This is a genomic window from Serinibacter arcticus (genome assembly GCF_003121705.1).
Taxonomy (GTDB): domain Bacteria; phylum Actinomycetota; class Actinomycetes; order Actinomycetales; family Beutenbergiaceae; genus Litorihabitans.
Genome location: NZ_PYHR01000002.1, coordinates 1,472,661 through 1,493,017 on the forward strand (window position 1 = coordinate 1,472,661; position 20,357 = coordinate 1,493,017).

A 20,357-nucleotide genomic window follows, 5' to 3' on the forward strand; every position below is an offset into this window, starting at 1 on the left:
GCCTAGCGTCGGTTCCGCCGGTCGCGCAGCGAGGTGCGCGCGCTCCAGTACTTGCGACGGGCGAGGCCGACGAACCCGGCGTCGCGGGTCGCGACCTCGATCGCCTCCACGGCTCGGCCGAGACGCTCCTCGAGGGCGGCGTTCTGCTCGACGACCTCCGTCAGGCGTCGCTCCATGCCGAGGAGGTGGCCCGCCAGCTCCTCGTGGCGCTCGTGCATGAAGCGCGTGAGGTAGAGCAGGTCGCCGTCACCCTTCTCGGCGATGCGGCGGCGCAGCCGCTCGTCGCGCAGCCGCAGGTCGACGTCGAGGTGCTCGTCGGCCGCGACGATGACGCTGTTGCCGAGCACGCCGGTGCTCGCCCGGCGCTGGTGCCAGAACGCGAGCGGCGGTCCGGGCAGCACGGTCACGGGACCGAGCGCGGCGAGCCGGAGGTTGAACTCCCAGTCCCCGACGACCCCGAACGACTCGTCGAAGCTACCGATCTCCTCGAGCACGGAGCGGCGCAGCAGCAGGCTGATCGGAACCATGCGGTTGTAGCGCAGGAGGTCGGAGACGGTCACGATGCGGACCCGCGGCTCGAACACCTCCCGGCTCTCCTCGACGGCGAGGCCTGTGTCGGGATCGATGCGCTCCCAGACGATCTCGGTCCGGGCCGCGACGGCTCGCTGCTCCGGGTGCCGATGCAGGTGCGCGACGGTGCGGGCGAGGAACTGCGGGTCCCAGGTGTCGTCGTCGTCGTGGATGGACACGAGCTCGCCGTGCGCGAGCGCGATGCCGGCGTTGGAGGCCGCCTCCATCCCGGTGGAGACCTCGCGGTGCAGCACGCGGACCCGTCCGGCGAGGCCGACGGTGGCCGCGACGACCTCGTCCACGGCGTCCCGGTCACCGGCGTCGTTGACCACCACGACCTCGAGCGAGGGGAACGTCTGGGCGGCGATGTCGTCCAGCGCCCGCCCGAGCATGTGCGGGCGGTCCTTCGTGCGGACCACCACGCTGACGACGGGCGCCGCGGGGGCGTCGCCGTCGGCGGGCGTCGCGTGCGGCGCCGGGGCACCCGGCACCGGGATCCGCGGCACCGTGGGCAGCGACGGGGCGGGCGACGGCGACGTGGCGGACCCGAGCGCGGCCACCACGACGTCCCAGAACTCGTCGGCCGCCGCCGCCAGGGCGGGCCGGGCGGCGCGCAGGCCGTCGGCGACGGCATCGCGTCCCTCCCAGAGCGCGAGCAGCCGGCGGGTCAGGAGGCCGGGGGTGCCCGCGACGTCGTCGACGAGCAGGACGGACTCCTCACCGACTCCCCAGTTGTCGAGCGCACCCACGAGCCGGACCGAGGTGTACGCGTCCGCTGCGAGGCCGAGCACCGGCACGGCACCCTCCAACGCGAAGACGGCGGGGTGGTAGCGCGAGGTGATGACGATCGCGGCCTCACGGGCCCGGCGGGCGGACACGAGAGCGTGCTCGACGTCGAGCACCACGGCGGGCACCGTGAGCGAGTCGGCCAGGGCGTCGTGGATCTCGAGGTCGATGTGGCGCTCGCCCGGGACCACCATGTGCGGCACCAGGTGGACGGGGGCACCGGTCGACGTCGCCAGCGCGTCGATCGCCGCGGCCAGCTCCGGCAGCGCGGCGTCGTCGATGCCGAGGCTGCCGTGCGCGACCGTGACGACGATCGCACCGTCGGAGGAGGCGTGGTCCGCAGCCTCGCCGGGGACCCCGGGGGCGGCGTCGGGCAGCGGCACGAGCGACAGGAACGACGCGTCGTCCAGAACTCTCGCGACGCGCTCCGGTGCCGTCAGGGCCGCGGCCAGCCGGCGGGTGGGCTCCTCGCGGGCCGCCACCCCCAGCGTGTTCGCGAACGCCTCGCGGAGCGTGGCGGCGTCCCGGCGGGTGAGCGCCGGACCGATCGTCTGGCCCGTGACGTAGGTCGGCAGGCCGAGGTGGTGGGCGACGGCGAGGGCCGCGGCGCGCTCGTGCAGGAGCCAGCCGTAGCGCGAGTTGAGGTTCCCGCCGCCGGCGACGACGAGGGCGTCGCACGAGCGGACCGCCTCGACGAACGCGTGGATCTGGTCGTCGGCGGGGAGCGCCCGGGGATTCCCGGCCAGCACGTCCTGGATCTCGCCCAGGTAGCGCTCGCGGTCGACGGGCGGCCACGGGAAGACGAGGGTGCCGGCCACGTCGACCTCGCCGCCGAAACGCGCCCGCGAGTCCGCGAGGTCGCGCGTGAGGAGGACCGGGGTGTGGCCGCGAGCCGTGAGCGCGTGCGCCACGGCGTGGGTCATGGCCTCGTCACCCACGTGGTACGCGTGCTGCCCGATGTCTCCGACCACCGCGACGCGCATGCCCCCAGGCTACCAATCCTTGACCGGGCGCAGTCCTGCCGGTTGCTACTTCCAGAGCACCGCGAGGAAGACGTTCACGACGATCAGGCCGGCGGTCCCGCCGAGGTAGCCCGTGGTCACCTTCTCGGGACGGTTCTTCCCGACGATCGCGAGGGCGACGACGGCGAGCGCCACGACCAGCTTGACGCCGATCTTCACGTAGTTCAGGTCCCAGTCCTGGGCGCCGGCGACACCCGTGATCGCGAGCCCGGTCACGAGCGCCAGGTAGAGACCGTGCAGCACCCCGGCGAGGATCGTCGGCTTCTTCATGGTGGCCACGAGGCCACCGAGGGCAACGGCCCAGCCGATCAGGTGCAGGGCGAGAAGGACTCCGACGAGGACGCTCACGTTTCTGACACTACGTCAGGTGGATGCCCGCTCGCACATCGTCGGACCAGCTCCCCGAGGCCACCGGTCCCTCAGAGCAGCCGACGTGCCGCCGCCCACCGCGTGAGCTCGTGCCGCGAGGACAGCTGCAGCTTGCGCAGCACCGCCGAGACGTGCGTCTCGACCGTCTTGACCGAGATGAACAGCTCGCCCGCGACCTCGCGGTAGGACCGGCCCCGCGCGATGAGGCGCATGACCTCGCGCTCGCGCGCCGTGAGGCGGTCGAGCTCGTCGTCGCCGGCCGCCTGCTCGGCCGCGCCCGCTCCCCCCACGGCGCCGAACGCGTCCAGCACGAAGCCCGCCAGGCGCGGCGAGAACACGGCGTCGCCGCCGGCCACGCGCACGACGGCGTCGCACAGCGCCGTCGGGCTGATCGACTTGGTGACGTACCCGCGCGCCCCGGCGCGGATGACGCCGACGACGTCCTCGGCGGCGTCGCTCACCGAGAGCGCGAGGAACCGGACGCCGGGCGCCAGGTCGGCGCACTGCCGCGCCACCTCAGCGCCCCCGCCCCCGCTGCCGCCGGGCAGGTGGACGTCCAGGAGCACGACGGCGGGCCGGGTGCGTCGGACGACCTCGATCGCGCTGGGCACGTCGGCGGCCTCGCCGACGATCTCGATCCGCTCGTCCAGCGACGCCCGCACCCCGGTGCGGAACATGTCGTGGTCGTCGACCAGCACCACCCTCACCCGGCCGTCACCGGCGGCCGCGCCGTCGGGCCCGGGGGTCGTGCTCGTGCTCGGAAGACCTGCTGCCTGCGTCATCTCACTCCTCGCCCTCGCCCCGGGACGACCGGGGCAGGTAGATCCGGACCTCGGTGCCGCCGTCGGGCACCTCGCGCACGCTCGCCTGGCCGCCGCGGCGCCTGACCCGACCGAGGATCGACTCGCGGACCCCGAACCGGTCGGGCGAGACGTCGTCGAGGTCGAAGCCGTCGCCGTGGTCGCGCACGAACACCTCGACCTCGTTCTCGGACGCCTCCAGGTACACCGAGACCGGCGGCCGGCCGTGCGCGATCGCGTTCAGCAGCGCCTCGCGGGTGGCGGCCAGGACGGCGTGGGTCTCCTCGCTCGGGACGACGTCGCCCACGACGACGGTCTCGATCTGGGGCGCCGTGCCGTCCGAGTGGGTGCGCGTGTCCTCGATCTCGGCGACCACCTCCTTGACCTGGACGGCGAAGGACGTCGCCGCGAGAACCCGGTCGTCGTACAGCCAGGACCGCAGATCACGCTCCTGCGCGCGGGCCAGGCGCACCACCTCGGGCTCGGTGGAGCGGGTGCGGATGAGGGCGAGCGTCTGGAGCACGGAGTCGTGCAGGTGGGCGGCGATGTCGGCGCGCTCGGACTCGCGCTCGCGCTCGGCGCGGGCGTCGCCCAGCTCCCGCACCAGCCGCAGCCACCACGGCGCCAGCACGAGCGCGACGCCCGCGAGCACGGCGACGGCGGCCAGCGCCGACTGCACCATCACGACGGGCTCGGCGCGCTGGCCGACCAGGAGGAAGACGCCGATCGCGGTGATGGCGATGCCGCCCGCGAGCCGGATGATGCGCACGCGGCCGTTCGAGGCGGTGCCGCTCGCGCCGTTCGCGCCGCCCGACCCGGGGCGTCGGGCGTCGAGCTCGCTCCACGTCAGCGCGGCTCCCGCGAGGAGCAGCAGGGTCGGCACCACCCAGCTCTGGGTCGGGCGCTCCCCCAGGCGGGAGGCGAGCAGCAGCGCGGCCACCGCGAGGAGGCCGAGGGCGACGACGACGTCGCTCACCTTCACGCCCCGGTGCGGTCCGCCGTCGCCGTGCGTGGTGAGCGGTCGGGCGAGGCGGGACCAGGCGGGGGCGGCCGGCTCACGCCCGGGCACCCCGGGCGGCACGGTGACCCACCAGAAGAGGTACGCGAGCGCTCCCACGCCGCCGAGCAGCGTCGCGACGACGAACGCCGTCCGCACGATGCGGGGATCGACGCCGAGGTGCGTGGCGAGCCCCGAGGCGACGCCGGCCACCCAGCGGCCGCGCACCGGGCGCACGAAGCGGGGGCGCGCCGCGGGAGCGGGCACGCCCGGCTGCGTCTGGCCCTGCGGCGCCGAGGTCGTCACCCCCCGATCGTGGCACGCCGCTCCTGCCTCGGGGAGCGCCCGGGGCGAAGATCAGGGTCGCGACGGGCGGGAATCAGGGGGCTCCCTGATGGCTGCCGGCGTGTCTCGAGGGCCAGGCTGGAGCCATGTCCACACCACACGAGAGCCAGCCGGGTCCGCCGTCCGGTGAGAACGCCGGCGCGTCGCAGCCGTACTCCTCCGGCTCGTCGAGCCCGGGCGGACCGACCGGGTCGCCGAACCCGTACGGCACGCCCGGTCCGTACAGCCCGTCCGGATCCCCCCGGCCGTCGGGCGCCCCGGCCTTCTGGGCCTGGCTGCGCGACCTGGGCGTGACCCGCAGCTCCGAGCGCTGGATCGGCGGCGTCGCCGGCGGCGTCGCCGCGCGCTTCAACCTCGACCCGCTGGTGGTGCGCGGCCTGTTCGCCGCCTCGCTGCTGCTCGGCGGCATCGGCTTCCTGCTCTACGGCGTCGCCTGGGCCCTCCTGCCCGAGCCCGACGGCCGCATCCACGCCGAGCAGGCGCTGCGCGGCCACGGGGACTCCGCGATGGTCGGCATCGTGCTTCTCGTCGTCGCGGGGATCGGCCCGGCCAGCTGGATCGGGGCCCCCTGGGCCGACGGCGGCGTCTGGGACGGCCTCAAGGGCGTCGGCTGGCTCGTGATCGCGGCGCTGGTCGTCTACTACCTGCGGCAGCGCAGGTCGGGCAGGGGCTGGGCGGGGGGACCGGGTCAGCGCACCTCCAGCTCCTCCTCCGGTGCGACGACGACCCCGGCCCCGCCGCCGCCCGGGACGCACCCCGGCCCCGCCGGCCCGCTGTGGGGCTCGGCGTCGACGGCGTCGACGTCGCCCGCCCCGACCGTCCAGGACCTCACCACCCCCTACCCGGAGGTCGGGTCGGAGGGGACGGTGCACCGCAGCGGCAGCCTGCCGCCGCTCGAGCCGCTCCCCCCGCTGACGGGTTCCGGCGCCGCCGGCTCCACCACGCCGGCCTACGCCACCGGCGCCACCGGCGCGAGCGCACCCGCCCGCCCCAAGCCTCCGATCGTGCGGGGCCCGGGAACGGCGATGATCGCCGTCGTCGCCGCCCTCGCGATCCTCACCGTGGCCGCGCTCCTGCTCGCCAACCGCACGGGCGCCGTCGGCGGCATCGGTTGGGGCCTGACCCTCGGCATCCTGGTGGCCCTCATCGGTTCCGCGATCGTCGTCACCGGGCTCCGCGGCCGGCGCAGCGGCGTGCTGACCCTGTTCGCGATCGTGGGGATGCTGGCGGCGTCCTCCGCCGTCTCGAACTCGCAGGGCTGGGACTGGGACTGGGAGGCCACGCAGCTGGTGGGCGAGGTCGACATCACCCCCACCTCGCGCGAGGAGGCCGCCGCGGCCGTCTCCATCGGGGCCGGGAACGCGACCGTCGACCTCACGCAGGTCCCGCTGACGGCCGAGACGCTGACCGTCCCGGTCAGCGTCAACGCGGGCCAGATCGAGATCGTGGTGCCCGCGGGCGCCGACGTCCGCGCGGACATCGACATCTTCGCCGGCGAGGTGAGCTGGACCGTCGACGGCCAGGACGAGACCGCCTCCGGGCGGCTGACCCAACCCCTGACCTACTCCACCGACAGCGTCACCGACGGCGCCGAGCCGCAGCTCGTGCTCGACATCTCGGTCGGCGCCGGCGACATCACGATCACGGAGGCCACCTCATGAGCGCCACGCCCACCCCGCCCGCCTCGTCCGACCCGTTCGGCCCCGGTGCGCCGCCCACGGCGACGCCGGAGCCGCCCCGCGAGATCGCTCACGGTCCCCGGCCGGGCACCGTGGTGTGGGGGCTCATCGTGATCGGCGCCGGGATCGTCGCGATCGTCGCGGCGACCGACGTCGCGCTCGACCTCGAGCTGACCGCGATCGTGGGGCTCGCCGTCGCCGGTGCGCTCCTGCTGGTGACGGCGCTGGTGAGCTCCGCCCGCCACCGGGGCCGCTCCAGGGACTGATCGCCCGGCGGATCGCCCGCTCACCCCTGGGGGTGGGCGGGCGTCGTCGCGTCCCGGGCACACCTCCCCGGGAGAGGAGAGTCAGGGGACGAAGCGGACCAGGCGGCGGGCGCGGGCGTACTCGCGCTCGGCGGCCGCGAGCACGTCGCTCCAGTCGGCGGCCGGCGGCACGGTGCGGTTGTGGTCCGCGATCGCCCCGCGCAGCGCGGCGTCCTGGGCCAGGCGCACGACGGCGGAGATCAGGGCGGCGTCGTCGACGGCGAGCAGGCCGTCCACCTCGTCCGTGACGAACGACGTGATGCCCGTGCCGTCCAGCGCCACCACGGGCAGCCCCGACGCGCGGGCCTCGAGGGCTGCGATCCCGAACGCCTCCAACCGCGCCGGCGAGACGAAGACGTCGTGCCTCGCGTACAGCGCAGGGAGCTGCGCACGCGGCACCCGCCCCAGCAGGTGCACCGCGTCGGCCACCCCGAGGCGCTCGGCCTCGCGCCGGACGGCGGCCGCGTCGGGCCCGTCGCCGGCGATCGTCAGCTCGACGCGCCCGGCTCCCAGCACGGCGCGGGCGCCGGCGAGCGTCTGCACGAGCGTCCGGGTGCGCTTGCGCGGGGCGACCCGCTGCGTGGCGACCAGCCGCAGCACGCCGTCGGCCCCCCGCGGCGGGCCGGTCGGGGCCCACGCCGCGACGTCGAGCCCGTTGGGCAGCACCCCGACGTCGGCCGGCCCGCCCTCGACGGGGAACGCGCTCGCGACCCGGCGCGCGGCGACGTCGCTGACGGCGGACAGCGCGGCGCTCTCGCCGTCCCACCCGAGGACGCGGGCGCCGGCGCGCAGCGGCCGCTCGACGCCGTCGAGCATGCAGTGCCACGTGATCGCGAGCGGCAGGTTCGCGGCCCGCGCCGCGCGCGCCCCCTGGAAGGCGAACGGCGAGAGGACGCCGGCCTGGACGTGCACGACGTCGGGGGCCAGGGCGCGCAGCCGCCGGGCGATCAGGGCGGAGCCGCGCGGGTGCACGGGGAGCCCCCCGACGAGCCGCGAGGCGAGGCGGTGCACCCGGACGCCGTCCGCCGTCGTCGTGACGGAGGCGTGGCGCGAGCGCGCGTCGCCGCCGTCGCGGGGGTCGGCCGCGGTGGCGGTCAGGACGTGGACCTCGTGGCCGGCCGCGACCTGGTGCGCGGCGAGGTCGCCGACCTGGGTCTCGATCCCCCGACGCGGGGCGCGAAGCAGTCGGAGACGTGGACGATCCTCACGGCGCGCCGTCCCCCGCCGACCTCAGGCCCACCCGGTGCTCACTCCCACTCGATGGTGCCCGGCGGCTTGCTCGTGACGTCGAGGACCACGCGGTTGACGTCCTTCACCTCGTTGGTGATGCGCGTGGAGATCGCGGCGAGCACGTCGTAGGGCACGCGGGTCCAGTCGGCCGTCATCGCGTCCTCGGAGGACACGGGGCGCAGCACGATCGGGTGGCCGTAGGTGCGGCCGTCGCCCTGGACGCCGACCGAGCGGACGTCGGCGAGAAGCACGACGGGGCACTGCCAGATGTCGCGGTCGAGCCCGGCCTTCGTCAGCTCGTCGCGGGCGATGAGGTCGGCCTCGCGGAGCGTGTCGAGACGGTCCTTGGTGACCTCGCCGACGATGCGGATGCCCAGGCCGGGGCCGGGGAACGGCTGGCGCCAGACGATGCCCTCGGGCACGCCGAGCTCGAGGCCGACGGCGCGCACCTCGTCCTTGAACAGCGTGCGGAGCGGCTCGACGAGGTCGAACGCGAGGTCGTCGGGCAGGCCGCCGACGTTGTGGTGGCTCTTGATGTTGGCCGCGCCCTCGCCGCCGCCCGACTCCACGACGTCGGGGTAGAGGGTGCCCTGGACGAGGAACTTGACCTCCTCGTCGTGCGCGCCGGCGGCGGCCACGACGTCGCGCGCCGCCTGCTCGAAGACGCGGATGAACTCGCGGCCGATGATCTTGCGCTTGGTCTCCGGGTCGCTCACGCCCGCGAGCGCCTCGAGGAAGCGCTCCTGCGCGTCGACGACGACGAGGTTGACGCCGGTCGAGGCGACGAACTCCTGCTCGACCTGCTCGGCCTCGCCGCTGCGCAGCAGACCGTGGTCGACGAACACGCACGTGAGCTGGTCGCCGACCGCCTTCTGCACGAGCGCCGCGGCGACCGAGGAGTCGACACCGCCCGAGAGACCGCAGATGACGCGGGCGTCACCCACCTGCTCGCGGATCGCGGCCACCTGGTCGGCGATGACGTTGCCGGGCGTCCAGTCGGGGGCGAGCCCCGCGCCGTCGTACAGGAACCGCTCGAGCACCGCCTGACCGTGCTCGGAGTGCTTGACCTCGGGGTGCCACTGGACACCGAACAACCGGCGCCCGGCGTCCTCGAACGCCGCCACGGGCGCGCCGAGCGACGTCGCGAGCACGGTGAAGCCGTCGGGGGCGGTCTTGACCGAGTCGCCGTGGCTCATCCAGGCCTTCTGGGCCTCGGGCGAGCCGGCCAGGAGCACGCCGGACTCGCAGACGTCGATCGCCGTGCCGCCGTACTCGCGCAGACCGGTCCGGGCGACCTCGCCGCCGAGGGCCGCGGCCATCGCCTGGAAGCCGTAGCAGATGCCGAGCACCGGGACCCCGGCGGTGAAGATCGCCGGGTCCACGAACGGGGCGCCCTCCTCGTACACGGACGAGGGTCCGCCCGAGAGGATGATCGCGACCGGGTCCTTGGCGAGCATCTGCTCGGCCGTGAAGGTGTGCGGGACGATCTCGGAGTAGACCCGGGCCTCACGGACCCGGCGGGCGATCAGCTGCGCGTACTGCGCGCCGAAGTCGACGACGAGAACGGGGCGGGGCGCGGCGGTGGGGGTCTGCGTCACGCCCCCAAGGATAGGTGCTCCGGTCGGGGGCGCCGGGCGGTGTCCGGCGCCGCGCGGTCAGACCCGCCGCGACGCCACCGGCCAGCGCGAGGCCCTGGCCTCGACCACGAACGACAGCACCGGCACGACGCCGCCGAGGACCATCACGACGAGGCGGCCGAGACCCCAGCGCGCCTTCGACCAGACGTCGAAGGCCGTGACGATGTAGACCACGTAGATCCAGCCGTGCACGAACGGCACCCAGCCCAGCGCGGAGTCGACCCAGGCGACCTGGAGGACGTACTTCAGCACCATCTCCACGCACAGCACGAGCAGCATCACGCCGGTGACGAACGCCATCACGCGGTAGCGGGCGAACGGCTTGCGCGTGCGCTCGGCGTCCTTCGCCAGGGCGCTCCCGGCGGCCTCGGGGACGGCGGTGGGCGAGGACGGGGCGGGCTGGCTCATGGACTGCTTCCTTCCGAGGGCGGTGCCCCCATCCTCCCGCACCGGCGGGGCGGTCGAAAGCCGGCCGCCCGGCTCCTGGCAGCATGGGCGCATGTCCTCGTCCGACGAGACGCGCCGGCCGGCCGCGAGCACCCCCGACTCCCCGGGCGGGCCCCGCCGGTCCCGCCGCCTCCTCGTCCGGGGCACCGCCGTCGGCGTCGTCGTGGTGCTGCTCGGCGTCGCGGCGCTGCTCCTGCACCAGCGCTCGACCGCCCTCACGCTCCAGGCCGCGCAGGTCGCGGAGTGGACCGAGGAGGTCGACGCCTGGCAGCTCGACGCCCTGGCGGTCGTCCCGGAGCCGACGGTCCGCCTCGGCCCGCTCGTGTCCGGCGCCGCCACCGAGACGGCCGAGGGCATCGCGGCCGTCACCGCGGAGTGCGACCGGGTCGCGAGCGCCGCCACCGCCGCGGCCGATCCGCCGGACGCCCCCGAGGCCCCGGCCGGCCTGGACCGCGCCGCCGCCGGGTACGACGCCGTCGAGAACCGCCTGGCGACGTCGTCGGAGTCGCTGACCGGTTACGCGACGGCCGCCGCCGGCGCCGCGGACGCGCTCGCCGACCTGTGCGCCGTCTACCCCGCGCTGGCGCAGATCAACCTCGACCAGGCGGGCGCGATCGAGGGTCTGAGGGCCCAGCTCGGGGCGTGCGACCTCGCCGACGTCGGCTGCCTCCCCCGGGACCGCGCCGCGTGGCCCGCGATCGCCGACTCCGTCGACGCCGCCTACACCGAGCCCGAGCGCCGACGGGCGGAGCTGTTCGGCGGGTCGTGCCCCTCCGACGCCCTCACGGACGTCTGCGCCACCCTCGCGGCGAACGCGAGCGCCGTCGTCCCGCTGTACGAGCAGGTCGCCCAGGCGATCCGCGACGCCTCCGGCGGCGGGATCACGACGGCGCGCGACGCGCTCGCCGCCCAGCTCGACACCAACGCCGGCGCGCTCGCGGCCACCGCGGCGCCGTTCCTCACCGGCGACGTCACCGATCCGGAGGTCGCCGTGGCACAGGCCTACCGCCAGATCGCCCTCGACGCCGACGCCGCGTGGCTGAGCGCCGACGGCACCCTCATGGTCGCGCTGGACTGAGCCGGGAGATGCGCGTCACCCGGACCGAAAACCGTTAGGTCGGCCCACCCGGCACTCCTACCCTGGAGCACGTGCTCGATCTCCACCGCCCCGCCACCTCGCCCGCCCCACCACCGGGGTCGGGCGCTACCTGTGGTGGCGCGCCGGCCAGCAGCGCGGTCTCGTCGTCGCCGGTGTCGGGCTCGGCATCGTCAACGCGATGACGCAGGCCGCCGCCCCCTACGTGCTCGGACGCGCCGTCGACGACGGCCTCCGCACCGGCGTGATGTCCGCGCTCGTGACGTGGAGCGGCGTGCTGCTCGGCCTGTGGGTGCTGCGCTCGCTCAGCGGTGTGCTCGCACACCGCGTCGACGTCGCCAACTGGCTGCGCGCGTGCCTCGGCACCATCCACCTCATGGGCGACACGGTCGCGACCAAGGGCGAGTCCGTGCGGCGCACGATCGCCACCGGCGAGGTGGTGGCCACGGTCGCCTCCGACTCCCCCCGCATCGGCGAGGTCTACGCGTTCGTCGGCCGCTTCCTCGGTGGCCTCGTCGCCTACGTCGCCGTCGCCGTCATCCTGCTGAACGCCTCGGCCACCCTCGGGCTGGCGGTGCTGCTGGGCATCCCCGTGGTCGCCGGCATCCTCGCGCTCATCGTCAAGCCCCTGCAGGCACGCCAGTCCGAGCACCGCGAGCAGAACGGCCGCCTCACCGTGCTCGGCTCCGACACGGTCTCGGGCCTGCGGATCCTGCGCGGCATCGGCGGCGAGGAGGCCTTCACCGCCCGCTACCGCGCGCAGTCGCAGCGCGTGCGGGAGGCGGGCGTGCGGGTCGCGGGCACGCAGTCGCTGCTCGACATGATGCAGACGCTGCTGCCCGGGCTCTTCCTGGCCGGTGTCCTCTGGTACGGCGCCAGGCTGGCGATCGCGGGCGACATCGAGCCCGGCCAGCTGGTGGCGTTCTACGGCTACGCCGCGTTCCTCACCACCCCGCTCAACGACGCCACGCAGGGTGTGCAGATCCTCACGCGCGCCCGCATCGCCACGGCCCGGGTGCTCACGGTGCTGCGGACCACGCCCGCCGTGTCGGAGTCCGCCTCGACGACGCCGCTCCCGACGGAGCCCTCCGACCTGGTCGACCCCACGAGCGGGCTGCGCGTCGAGCCCGGCCGGCTCGTCGCGCTCGTCGCGGCGGACCCGGACGAGACGGCGGCCATCGCCACGCGCCTGGGGCGGTTCGAGGACGCCTCCGAGCTCCCGAGCCCGACCTACGGCGGGGTCCCGCTGACCACCGCCCCCCTGGCGGAGGTCCGCCGTCGCATCGTCGTGTCCGAGGCCACGCCCAGCATCTTCACCGGGGTGCTCGCCTCCGAGCTCGACGTCCGCGACAGCGGGGACCGGTCGCGCATCGAGGCCGCGGTCAGGGTCGCCGACGCGGGCGACGTGCTCGACTCCCTCCCGGGCGGCCTCGACGGCGCCGTGGCGGAGAAGGGCCGCACGCTCTCGGGCGGGCAGCGGCAGCGCGTCTCCCTCGCGCGGGCCCTCCTCACGGACGCCGAGGTGCTGGTCATGATCGAGCCGACCTCCGCCGTCGACGCCCACACCGAGGCACGCATCGCGAGCCGGCTCAGGCCGGCGCGCGAGGGGCGCACCACGGTCGTCGTGACCGCGAGCCCGCTCGTGCTGGACCGGGTCGACGAGGTCGTGCTCGTCGTGGACGGGAAGGTCGCCACCCGCGGCGCCCACCACGACCTCATGCACGACGCCGAGCTCGCCGCCCGCGGCGACCTCGTCGGGGCCAGGGCCCGCGCCGCGATGGCCTACCGCCGCGTCGTGAGCCGGAGCGTGGACGACTACGCCCCGGCCGAGACCCCCGGCACCCCTCCCCCGACAGCTCCCCCGACCCCGACCACCGGAACCACGACCCCCGCAGGAGGTGCCCGATGAGCACGACGCTCCCCATCGCCGAGGCGCCCCAGCTGCGGCGCGACGCCGCCGCCCTGCTGCGCCGGCACTCGCGCGGCTTCACCAAGGTCGGACTGCTGCAGGCCGTCGCCGCGACCGCCGGGCTCGCGGGACCGTTCCTCCTGGGCCGCATCGTCGACGACGTCGCGGGCGGCGCCGGCCCCTCCGCCGTCGACCAGGCCGTGATCATCCTCGTGGTGGCCGTCCTCGCCCAGTCGGTCACGGTCCGGTACGCGCAGAAGGCCTCGATGGTGCTGGGCGAGACGATCTTCGCCCAGCTGCGCGAGGAGTTCATCGCGACCATCACCTCGCTGCCGCTCTCGACCGTGGAGAAGGCCGGCACCGGCGACCTCGTCGGCCGCACCACCAACGACATCGATCGCGTCCAGCACACCGTCCGGTTCGGCATCCCCCGGGTGCTCGTGGCCGTCACGACGATCCTGCTGACGATCGTGGCAGCGGCCCTGACGAGCTGGATCGTGGCGCTCGGGATCGTCGTCGGCGTACCGATCCTGCTCGCGGCCGTGCGCTGGTACCTGCGGCGCGCGACGACGGCGTACCTGCGGGAGTCCGCCGCCTACACGGCCATGAACGGCACGTTCACCGAGACGGTCGAGGGGGCCCGCACGGTCGAGGCCCTCGCGCTCGCGCACCGCCGGCGACGCCGCACCGACGACGACCTCGTCGAGACCGTCGAGGCCGAGTGGGCGACGCTCAAGCTGCGCCAGGTGCTGTTCCCGGCCGTCGACATGGCCTTCGGCCTGCCCAGCGTGGTCGTCCTGCTGTGGGGCGGCTGGCTGGTCGCCCAGGGCGAGGTGACCATCGGCGCCGTCACGACCGTGGCGCTCTACACGGTCCAGCTGATGGGCCCGGTCTGGGACCTCATCTTCTGGGTGGACGAGATCCAGGTCGCCACCGTCTCGCTCGCCCGCATCTTCGGCGTCAGCGAGGTCAGGCCGGACCGCACGGAGTCGGGCGAGGAGCCGACGGACGAGCACATCGTCGCCGAGGGCGTCACCTACGCCTACCGCGAGGGTCACCCCGTGCTGCACGGCATCGACCTCGACCTCGCGGTCGGTGAGCGGCTCGCGATCGTGGGCCCGTCGGGCGCCGGGAAGTCGACGTTCGGCCGCATGCTCGCCGGCGTCCACCCGCCGTCGGGCGGCACGGTGCGCGTCGGCGGCGTCCCGCTCGTCGACCTCCCGCTCACCGACCTGCGCGGTCACGTCGCGCTCGTCACCCAGGAGCACCACGTCTTCGTGGGGACGCTCGCGGACAACCTGCGGCTGGCCAAGGCCGCGGCGGACGACGCCGAGATCGCCGCGGCGCTCGGCGCCGTCGACGCGCTCGGCTGGGCCCGCGCGCTGCCGCAGGGCCTCGCCACCGAGGTCGGGTCGGGCGGGTTCGAGCTGAGCCCGGCGCAGGCGCAGCAGGTGGCGCTGGCTCGGCTCGTGCTGCTCGACCCCCACACGCTGGTGCTCGACGAGGCCACCTCGCTCATCGACCCGCGTCAGGCGCGCGACCTCGAGGCCTCGCTCGCCGGGGTGCTCGAGGGGCGCACCGTCGTCGCGATCGCGCACCGCCTGTACACGGCGCACGACGCCGACCGGGTCGCCGTGATCGACGGCGGACGGATCACGGAGATCGGCCCGCACGCCGACCTGGTGGACCGGGGCGGGGAGTACGCCAGCCTCTGGCACTCCTGGCAGAGCGAGTAGCGGGACCGTCAGCAGGGGGCCGGTCTCGCCGGCCGGGACGCGTCAGAGGAGTCCGGCGATGCGGCGCTCGAGCTCGGCGGCGGAGGACTCGACGTCGAGCTCGCGGCTGATCACGTGGACGTCCAGCACGTCGCGCCCCGGCCCGTGGAGTCGGGCCGAGAGCGTGCCGGGCATCAGGTTGAGGACGAACGCGAAGACGATCCGCGAGGTCTCGCCCGGCAGCGAGCAGGTGTAGGTGGTCCAGACCGGATCGATGTCGGTCCGGGGCAGCCTGAGCGCCCGGCGGGCGACGTCGATCCCGCCCACCACCGATCGCCCCGCCACCCAGCCGGCCAGCGCGAGCGCGCGGCCGGTCCGTCGCAGCGCGCTCGCCCGCCCGGGGGCCGGCGATCCCGGCCCCCCGGTCACGACGAGGCTGACGGCGGTGGCGACCGCCACGGCGACCGGCGCGTAGCCCGGCGAGGCGTCGGCCTCGGTGACGGCGATCCAGAGGAGCGCGAGCAGCACCGCGCGCACCGCCACGGACCTCAGCCACACCGTCACGCCCGGTCGTCCCACGCCTGCTCCTCCCCTGTCCGCGCTCACGACGCGCCCCGTCCGACGGCCCACACCAGCGCCACCGCGGCGGCGACCAGGAGGAGCAGCCCCGAGCCGATCCACGTGCCGACCGCGCCCTGCGCCCGCTCGAGCAGCGCCGAGGGTCGCGGTCCCGCCGCGATCCGCTCCCCCGCGCGGGCCCGGGCCCGGCCCAGCCCTCGGAAGGCCGACTCCGTCGCCCGCACCGCGGCGCGGACCGCGCGCTCCTCGACGGCCACGACGTCGCCCGGCGGCACGAGGTCGCCGCGCGGGTGCGCGAGCCGCGAGTCGGCGAAGCGGGGACGCGCCGCCAGCACGACGGCCGCGGCGCCGAGCGCGAGCCCGGCGACCACCGGCCACGTCTGCGCGCCCAGCGCCGCGGGATCCAGCAGACCGGGCACCGACAGCACGTCGGCGTGACGCTGCGCGAGCACCGTGACCGGCACCACTGCCCCCACGCACAGGGCGACCCACGCGACGTCGCGCGTGAGGGGCGTCGGGCGCACGTCGCGCTCGCGCCGTCGCATCACGACGGCGAGGCGCACCAGCAGCAGCGTCGACCCGAGCCCGATGAGCGGGAGCACGTCCGCGAGCGGCAGCGCGGTGAACGGGACGACGGCGTCGCCCACCGCCTCCTTGGCCACGTACTTGGCCACGAAACCGCTGGTGAGGGGCAGCCCGGCCAGCGAGGCGCCCGCGACCGCCATCGCGGTCGCCACCACGCGGCGCGGCAGCCGCTCCGCGTCCCACGCCTGGACCCCGAGGAACAGCGCCCCCTTCACCAGCCCGTGGTGCACGGCGTAGACGACCGCGGCCAGCGCGCACGCGGCCGCGAGGTCGGGCTCGATCAGGGCCGCCCCCACGAGCGCCGTGATGAACCCCATCTGGCTGATGCTGCTGTACGCGAGCACCACCTTCGGGTCGTCCTGCAGCAGCCCCACCGGCACCGCCAGGAAGCCGCCGACCAGCGCCAGCAGCAGGAGCAGGGAGCCCCAGCCGGGCTCGCCGTCGCCCTCGCCCAGCGGGAGGAACCGGAGCCAGCCGATCAGGCCGGCCTTGAGCATGACGCCGGAGAGCACGGCGCTCGCGGGCGTGGGCGCCGCGGGGTGGGCCAGCGGCAGCCACACGTGCAGCGGCACGGTACCCGCCTTCACGCCGAACCCGGCGATCAGGAGCCCCACGATCAGCCCGCCCGACGGCGAGTCCGCCACCGCTCCCGGCACGTCGGCCACCGTCGTCGCCCCGGCGGCGGCCACCAGGAGCAGCGCGCCGAGCACGGCGGCCTCGCCGAGCACGGTCAGGACGAGGTAGATGCTCCCGGCCCGACGCGAGAGGGAGGTGCCGGTGTGGATGACGGCCGCGTACCCGACGAAGCTCACGAGCGTGAAGCACAGGTAGAACGTCACGACGTCGTCGGCCACGAAGACGCCGACGTTGCCGACCAGGCACAGCAGCAGGAACGCGCTCAGCACCTCGGGCCGCCGGGTCTTCGCGCGGGGCACGAACGCGAGGGCGAGGGCGTAGAGCGCCGCCGCGAGCCCCACGAGGGGGCGCCCCAGATCGTCCAGCCGCGCGCTCGATCCGAGCAGGAACCAGTCGGCGCGGTGCACGGCGTCGTCGCCCAGGAGCGCGAGCAGCCCGGCGGGGACGGCGGCGAGCCAGGCCCAGCGACCGAGCCCGGCGTGCACCGACGCCGTCCGCGGCGTCCGTGCCCGGCCGGTGACGCCGATGAGGGCGGCGACGAGCAGCGGGACGCCGACGACGGCGACCCACAGGACGTCCTGCGAGGCGGCGGCCGTCACGGGAACGCCTGCCCGGCGATGATCTGGGCCAGCGACCAGGGCGAGTACGACAGCCCCGCGGTGACGCCGAGGACGACGGTGAGCACCGCCGTCACGACGGGCGGCGCGAGGAGCGCCAGGGGTGCCCCGCGACGCGGACGCTCGTCGGCCCAGGCCGCGTCCGCGTCCGGCGGCAGCGCCCACAGCCGGTAGACGACGGGCAGGAAGTAGCCGGCGTTCAGGACGGTGCTGGTCAGCAGGACGGGCACGACCCAGGCGTCGCCGGCGTCGAGCGCGCCCGTGCCGAGCGCCCACTTCGAGACGAAGCCGGCCAACGGCGGGAGACCCATCATCCCGAGCGCCGCGACGGTGAAGGCGGCGCCCGCGAGGGGCAGGCGGCGGCCGACGCCCGCGAGCTCGCTGACCCGGCTGACCTTGAGCTCCTCGGCGAACAGCCCGGCGCAGAAGAACAGCGTGATCTTCATGACTCCCTGGTTGACGATGTGGACGAGCGCCCCGGCGAGCGCGAGCGGGCTGAGCAGCGCCGCGCCGAGGGCGACGTAGGAGAGCTGGGAGACCGTGGAGTAGGCGAGCCGTTTCTTCAGGTCGTCCTGCGCCAGGGCCCGCACGGACCCGTAGACGATCGTGAACGCCGCCATCACCGCGAGGACCGTCAGCACCCCGAGCTGCGCCAGCAGGGCGGCGCCGAAGACGTCGTGCACCACCCGCACGATCCCGAAGGCCCCGGCCTTGACGACGGCGACGGCGTGCAGCAGCGCGCTCACCGGGGCCGGCGCGACCATGGCCGCGGGCAGCCAGCCGTGCAGCGGAAAGATCGCGGCCTTCACGGCGACGCCGATCAGCATCATCGTGGCGATCGCCGTCGCCGTGACCGGCTCGTCGCGGGCGAGCTGCGCGACGGCCTCGACGCCGCCGGAGGTGAACTCGACCGGGCCGACCTCGGCCGTCAGCCAGACGATCCCCGCCAGCAGGACCACGCCGCCGGTGAGCGTGTAGGTCAGGTACGTGCGGGCCCCCGCGAACGCCCCGCTGGTGCCGCGGTGCGCGACCAGCGGGTAGGTCACGAGCGTGAGCATCTCGAAGAAGATCAGGAACGTCAGCAGGTTGCCCGCCAGACCGATGCCGGCGGTGGCGGTGACGCAGAGGCTGAAGAAGCCGAAGAACCGGCTGCGGTTGGGCGACCCCTCGAGGTAGCCGATCGCGTAGATCGTGGTGACGAGCCAGAGCGCCGCCGAGAGCGCCCCGAAGAACAGGCCGAAGGAGTCGGTCACGAGCACGATGTCGAGCCCGGGCACCCACTCGAAGGCCGCCCGCTGCTTCTCGCCGGCGACCACGGGCGGGATCAGGCTGATGACGAGCGCGAGCTTCACCAGCGCGGCGCCCAGGTTGATCGCGGTCCGGGTGCGCACCTGGGACTCGCGGAGAGAGAAGATCACGAGGGCGGGGAGCAGCGACGCCAGCAGCACGAGGTAGGGGATCGCGCTGGTGGTGACGGTCGCGTCGGGGTTCATCGCGCACCTGCCGCGGGGTCGAGGACGGAGCCGGGGTAGCCCGAGCCGATCAGCTCCGCCAGCGGGGCGGCGGCCAGGCCGAGCACGACGGCGAGGACCGCGAGCACGAACGGCGTCACGCTGAGCACGGCGCTCACGCGCTGCGGCGTCGGCACGTCGTCGTCGCCGGGGACGTTGAACGTCGCCCGCACCATCACCGCCGTGTAGGCGAACGCGAGCAGCCCGCCGACGAGCAGCGGCACGAACCACCACCACTCGTCCGAGGCGATCGAGGAGCTCAGGAGCTGCCACTTGGGGACGAAGCCGAAGGTCGGGGGCAGCCCCGCCAGGCTGACGCCGGCGACGCCGAGCGCCGCCACCGTCATCGGCATCCGCGTCACCGCGCCCCGCAGCCCCGCGAGGCGGTCGCTCCCGTAGGCGAGGGCGAGGGTCCCGGCGGCGAGGAACATCGCGGCCTTCGCCAGGCCGTGCGCGAGCGCGATCAGCACGCCTCCGGTCCAGCCGGCGACCGCGGCGTCGTCGATCACGCCGTCGAGCGGGGAGGCCAGCGCCAGCACGAGCACGAGGTAGCCCACCTGCGAGACCGTGGAGTAGGCGACGATCTGCTTCAGGCGCCGCCGTCGCAGCGCCATCACCGCGCCCCACACGACGGCGAGCGCGCCGAACGCCGCCACGACCGTGCCGACGCGGGCCGCGGCCGGGGTGCCTGGAGCGAGCGTGAACCACACGCGCAGCAGCACCACGAGCGAGGCCTTGATCACGAGCGCCGAGAGCACGGCGCTGACCGCCGCCGGGGCTGCGGGGTGGGCCACGGGCAGCCACGAGTGCAGCGGGACGAGCGCGAGCTTGGCCCCGAGGCCGACGGCGCACAGCACCAGCACCACCGGGAGCAGCGGGCTGTCGGCCATGCCCTCGCCCGCGCGGACCATGTCGAGCGTGCCGGTCTCGCCGTAGACGAGGGCGACGGCGAGCAGGAACAGAAGCGAGCCGACGACGGCGACGAACAGGTACCGCAGCGCCGCTCCCGCCGCCCCGCTTCCGCCGAGCGCGACGAGCGAGACGGCGGCGACCGTCACCAGCTCGAGCGTCACGTAGGCGTTGAACAGGTCGCCCGCGATCCAGACGCCGTTGAGGGCGCCGAGCAGGAACAGCCACAGCGGCCAGAACGCCGGCCCGCCGCGGACCTTCTCGTGGCCGGTGGCGTAGATCGTCACCGCGGGCCCCACCACGGCGGTCAGTCCGAGGAAGGCCGCGGCGAGCGCGTCGGCCCGCAGCGCGATGCCGAGCGGGAGGTCCCACCCGGCCAGCACGAGCTCCACGGGGCCGTTCCGGGCGACGTCGAGGACGACGGCGACAGCGACGGCGGAGGTCGCGAGCACCCCCGCGATCGCGACGGCGGGGCGCGCGCGCTCGGGCAGGACGGCGAGGACGGCGGCGACGGCGATCGGCGCCAGCACGAGGAGCGGCAGGAGGGCGGCGGTCACGAGGAACTCCCCCGGGCTCGGCGGCGGCGTCGGTCCCGTCGGCCTCGCCGTCCCCG

At 75.2% G+C, this 20,357-nt stretch carries 16 protein-coding genes; 5 read left to right on the plus strand and 11 right to left on the minus strand.

Annotation, left to right across the window (positions count from 1 at the left end):
• Positions 1-2: 2 nt before the first annotated feature.
• The 4 genes from C8046_RS06730 to C8046_RS06745 form a co-directional block, all read right to left on the minus strand.
• Positions 3-2,339, minus strand: a complete 2,337-nt coding sequence (locus C8046_RS06730; protein ID WP_109228772.1) for a polysaccharide pyruvyl transferase family protein — start codon at positions 2,337-2,339, stop codon at positions 3-5.
• Between the two features lie 45 nt (positions 2,340-2,384).
• The gene (locus tag C8046_RS06735) at positions 2,385-2,726 is read right to left on the minus strand and encodes a hypothetical protein (RefSeq protein ID WP_109228773.1); all 342 of its coding nucleotides are present in this window, start codon (positions 2,724-2,726) and stop codon (positions 2,385-2,387) included.
• A 71-nt stretch (positions 2,727-2,797) separates the two neighbouring features.
• On the minus strand, positions 2,798-3,529 hold the full coding sequence (locus tag C8046_RS06740; protein WP_109228774.1) for a LuxR C-terminal-related transcriptional regulator: 732 nt from the start codon (positions 3,527-3,529) through the stop codon (positions 2,798-2,800).
• Position 3,530: 1 nt separating this feature from the next.
• Positions 3,531-4,850, minus strand: coding sequence for an ATP-binding protein (locus tag C8046_RS06745; RefSeq protein WP_235866175.1), 1,320 nt, complete (start codon positions 4,848-4,850; stop codon positions 3,531-3,533).
• A 125-nt stretch (positions 4,851-4,975) separates the two neighbouring features.
• On the opposite strand from C8046_RS06745, the gene C8046_RS06750 reads away from it, so the two are divergent.
• Positions 4,976-6,550 carry a PspC domain-containing protein gene (locus C8046_RS06750; RefSeq protein WP_109228775.1) on the plus strand — a complete coding sequence of 525 codons (1,575 nt, stop codon included), beginning with the start codon at positions 4,976-4,978 and terminating at the stop codon, positions 6,548-6,550.
• Positions 6,547-6,834 (plus strand): hypothetical protein, encoded by a 288-nt coding sequence (locus tag C8046_RS06755; protein WP_109228776.1) that lies wholly within the window; start codon positions 6,547-6,549, stop codon positions 6,832-6,834. The genes C8046_RS06750 and C8046_RS06755 overlap by 4 nt, the downstream gene beginning before the upstream one ends.
• A gap of 81 nt (positions 6,835-6,915) precedes the next feature.
• Here C8046_RS06755 and C8046_RS06760 read toward each other — a convergent pair whose 3' ends face one another.
• The 3 genes from C8046_RS06760 to C8046_RS06770 form a co-directional block, all read right to left on the minus strand.
• Complete coding sequence (locus C8046_RS06760) at positions 6,916-8,058, minus strand: glycosyltransferase family 4 protein (RefSeq protein ID WP_328587627.1); 1,143 nt, start codon at positions 8,056-8,058, stop codon at positions 6,916-6,918.
• A gap of 62 nt (positions 8,059-8,120) precedes the next feature.
• Positions 8,121-9,701 (minus strand): glutamine-hydrolyzing GMP synthase, encoded by a 1,581-nt coding sequence (gene guaA / locus C8046_RS06765; protein ID WP_109228777.1) that lies wholly within the window; start codon positions 9,699-9,701, stop codon positions 8,121-8,123.
• Positions 9,702-9,758: 57 nt separating this feature from the next.
• On the minus strand, positions 9,759-10,148 hold the full coding sequence (locus C8046_RS06770; RefSeq protein ID WP_109228778.1) for a DUF3817 domain-containing protein: 390 nt from the start codon (positions 10,146-10,148) through the stop codon (positions 9,759-9,761).
• Positions 10,149-10,239: 91 nt separating this feature from the next.
• On the opposite strand from C8046_RS06770, the gene C8046_RS06775 reads away from it, so the two are divergent.
• The 3 genes from C8046_RS06775 to C8046_RS06785 all read left to right on the plus strand — a co-directional run bounded on the left by C8046_RS06775 (position 10,240) and on the right by C8046_RS06785 (position 14,928).
• Positions 10,240-11,265 (plus strand): hypothetical protein, encoded by a 1,026-nt coding sequence (locus tag C8046_RS06775; protein ID WP_109228779.1) that lies wholly within the window; start codon positions 10,240-10,242, stop codon positions 11,263-11,265.
• 199 nt (positions 11,266-11,464) lie between these two features.
• Positions 11,465-13,192 (plus strand): ABC transporter ATP-binding protein, encoded by a 1,728-nt coding sequence (locus C8046_RS06780; RefSeq protein ID WP_235866177.1) that lies wholly within the window; start codon positions 11,465-11,467, stop codon positions 13,190-13,192.
• Positions 13,189-14,928 carry an ABC transporter ATP-binding protein gene (locus C8046_RS06785; RefSeq protein WP_109228781.1) on the plus strand — a complete coding sequence of 580 codons (1,740 nt, stop codon included), beginning with the start codon at positions 13,189-13,191 and terminating at the stop codon, positions 14,926-14,928. The genes C8046_RS06780 and C8046_RS06785 overlap by 4 nt, the downstream gene beginning before the upstream one ends.
• A 42-nt stretch (positions 14,929-14,970) precedes the next feature.
• Here C8046_RS06785 and C8046_RS18380 read toward each other — a convergent pair whose 3' ends face one another.
• The 4 genes from C8046_RS18380 to C8046_RS06805 are packed head-to-tail and all read right to left on the minus strand — an operon-like array spanning position 14,971 to position 20,301.
• Positions 14,971-15,486, minus strand: coding sequence for a Na+/H+ antiporter subunit E (locus C8046_RS18380; RefSeq protein ID WP_158277150.1), 516 nt, complete (start codon positions 15,484-15,486; stop codon positions 14,971-14,973).
• 23 nt (positions 15,487-15,509) lie between these two features.
• Positions 15,510-17,306 (minus strand): complex I subunit 5 family protein, encoded by a 1,797-nt coding sequence (locus C8046_RS06795; RefSeq protein WP_109228782.1) that lies wholly within the window; start codon positions 17,304-17,306, stop codon positions 15,510-15,512.
• On the minus strand, positions 17,303-18,817 hold the full coding sequence (locus C8046_RS06800; protein ID WP_109230805.1) for a complex I subunit 5 family protein: 1,515 nt from the start codon (positions 18,815-18,817) through the stop codon (positions 17,303-17,305). Before C8046_RS06800 ends, C8046_RS06795 begins: the two co-directional genes overlap by 4 nt.
• Positions 18,814-20,301 (minus strand): complex I subunit 5 family protein, encoded by a 1,488-nt coding sequence (locus C8046_RS06805; RefSeq protein WP_109228783.1) that lies wholly within the window; start codon positions 20,299-20,301, stop codon positions 18,814-18,816. Before C8046_RS06805 ends, C8046_RS06800 begins: the two co-directional genes overlap by 4 nt.
• Positions 20,302-20,357 lie beyond the last annotated feature (56 nt).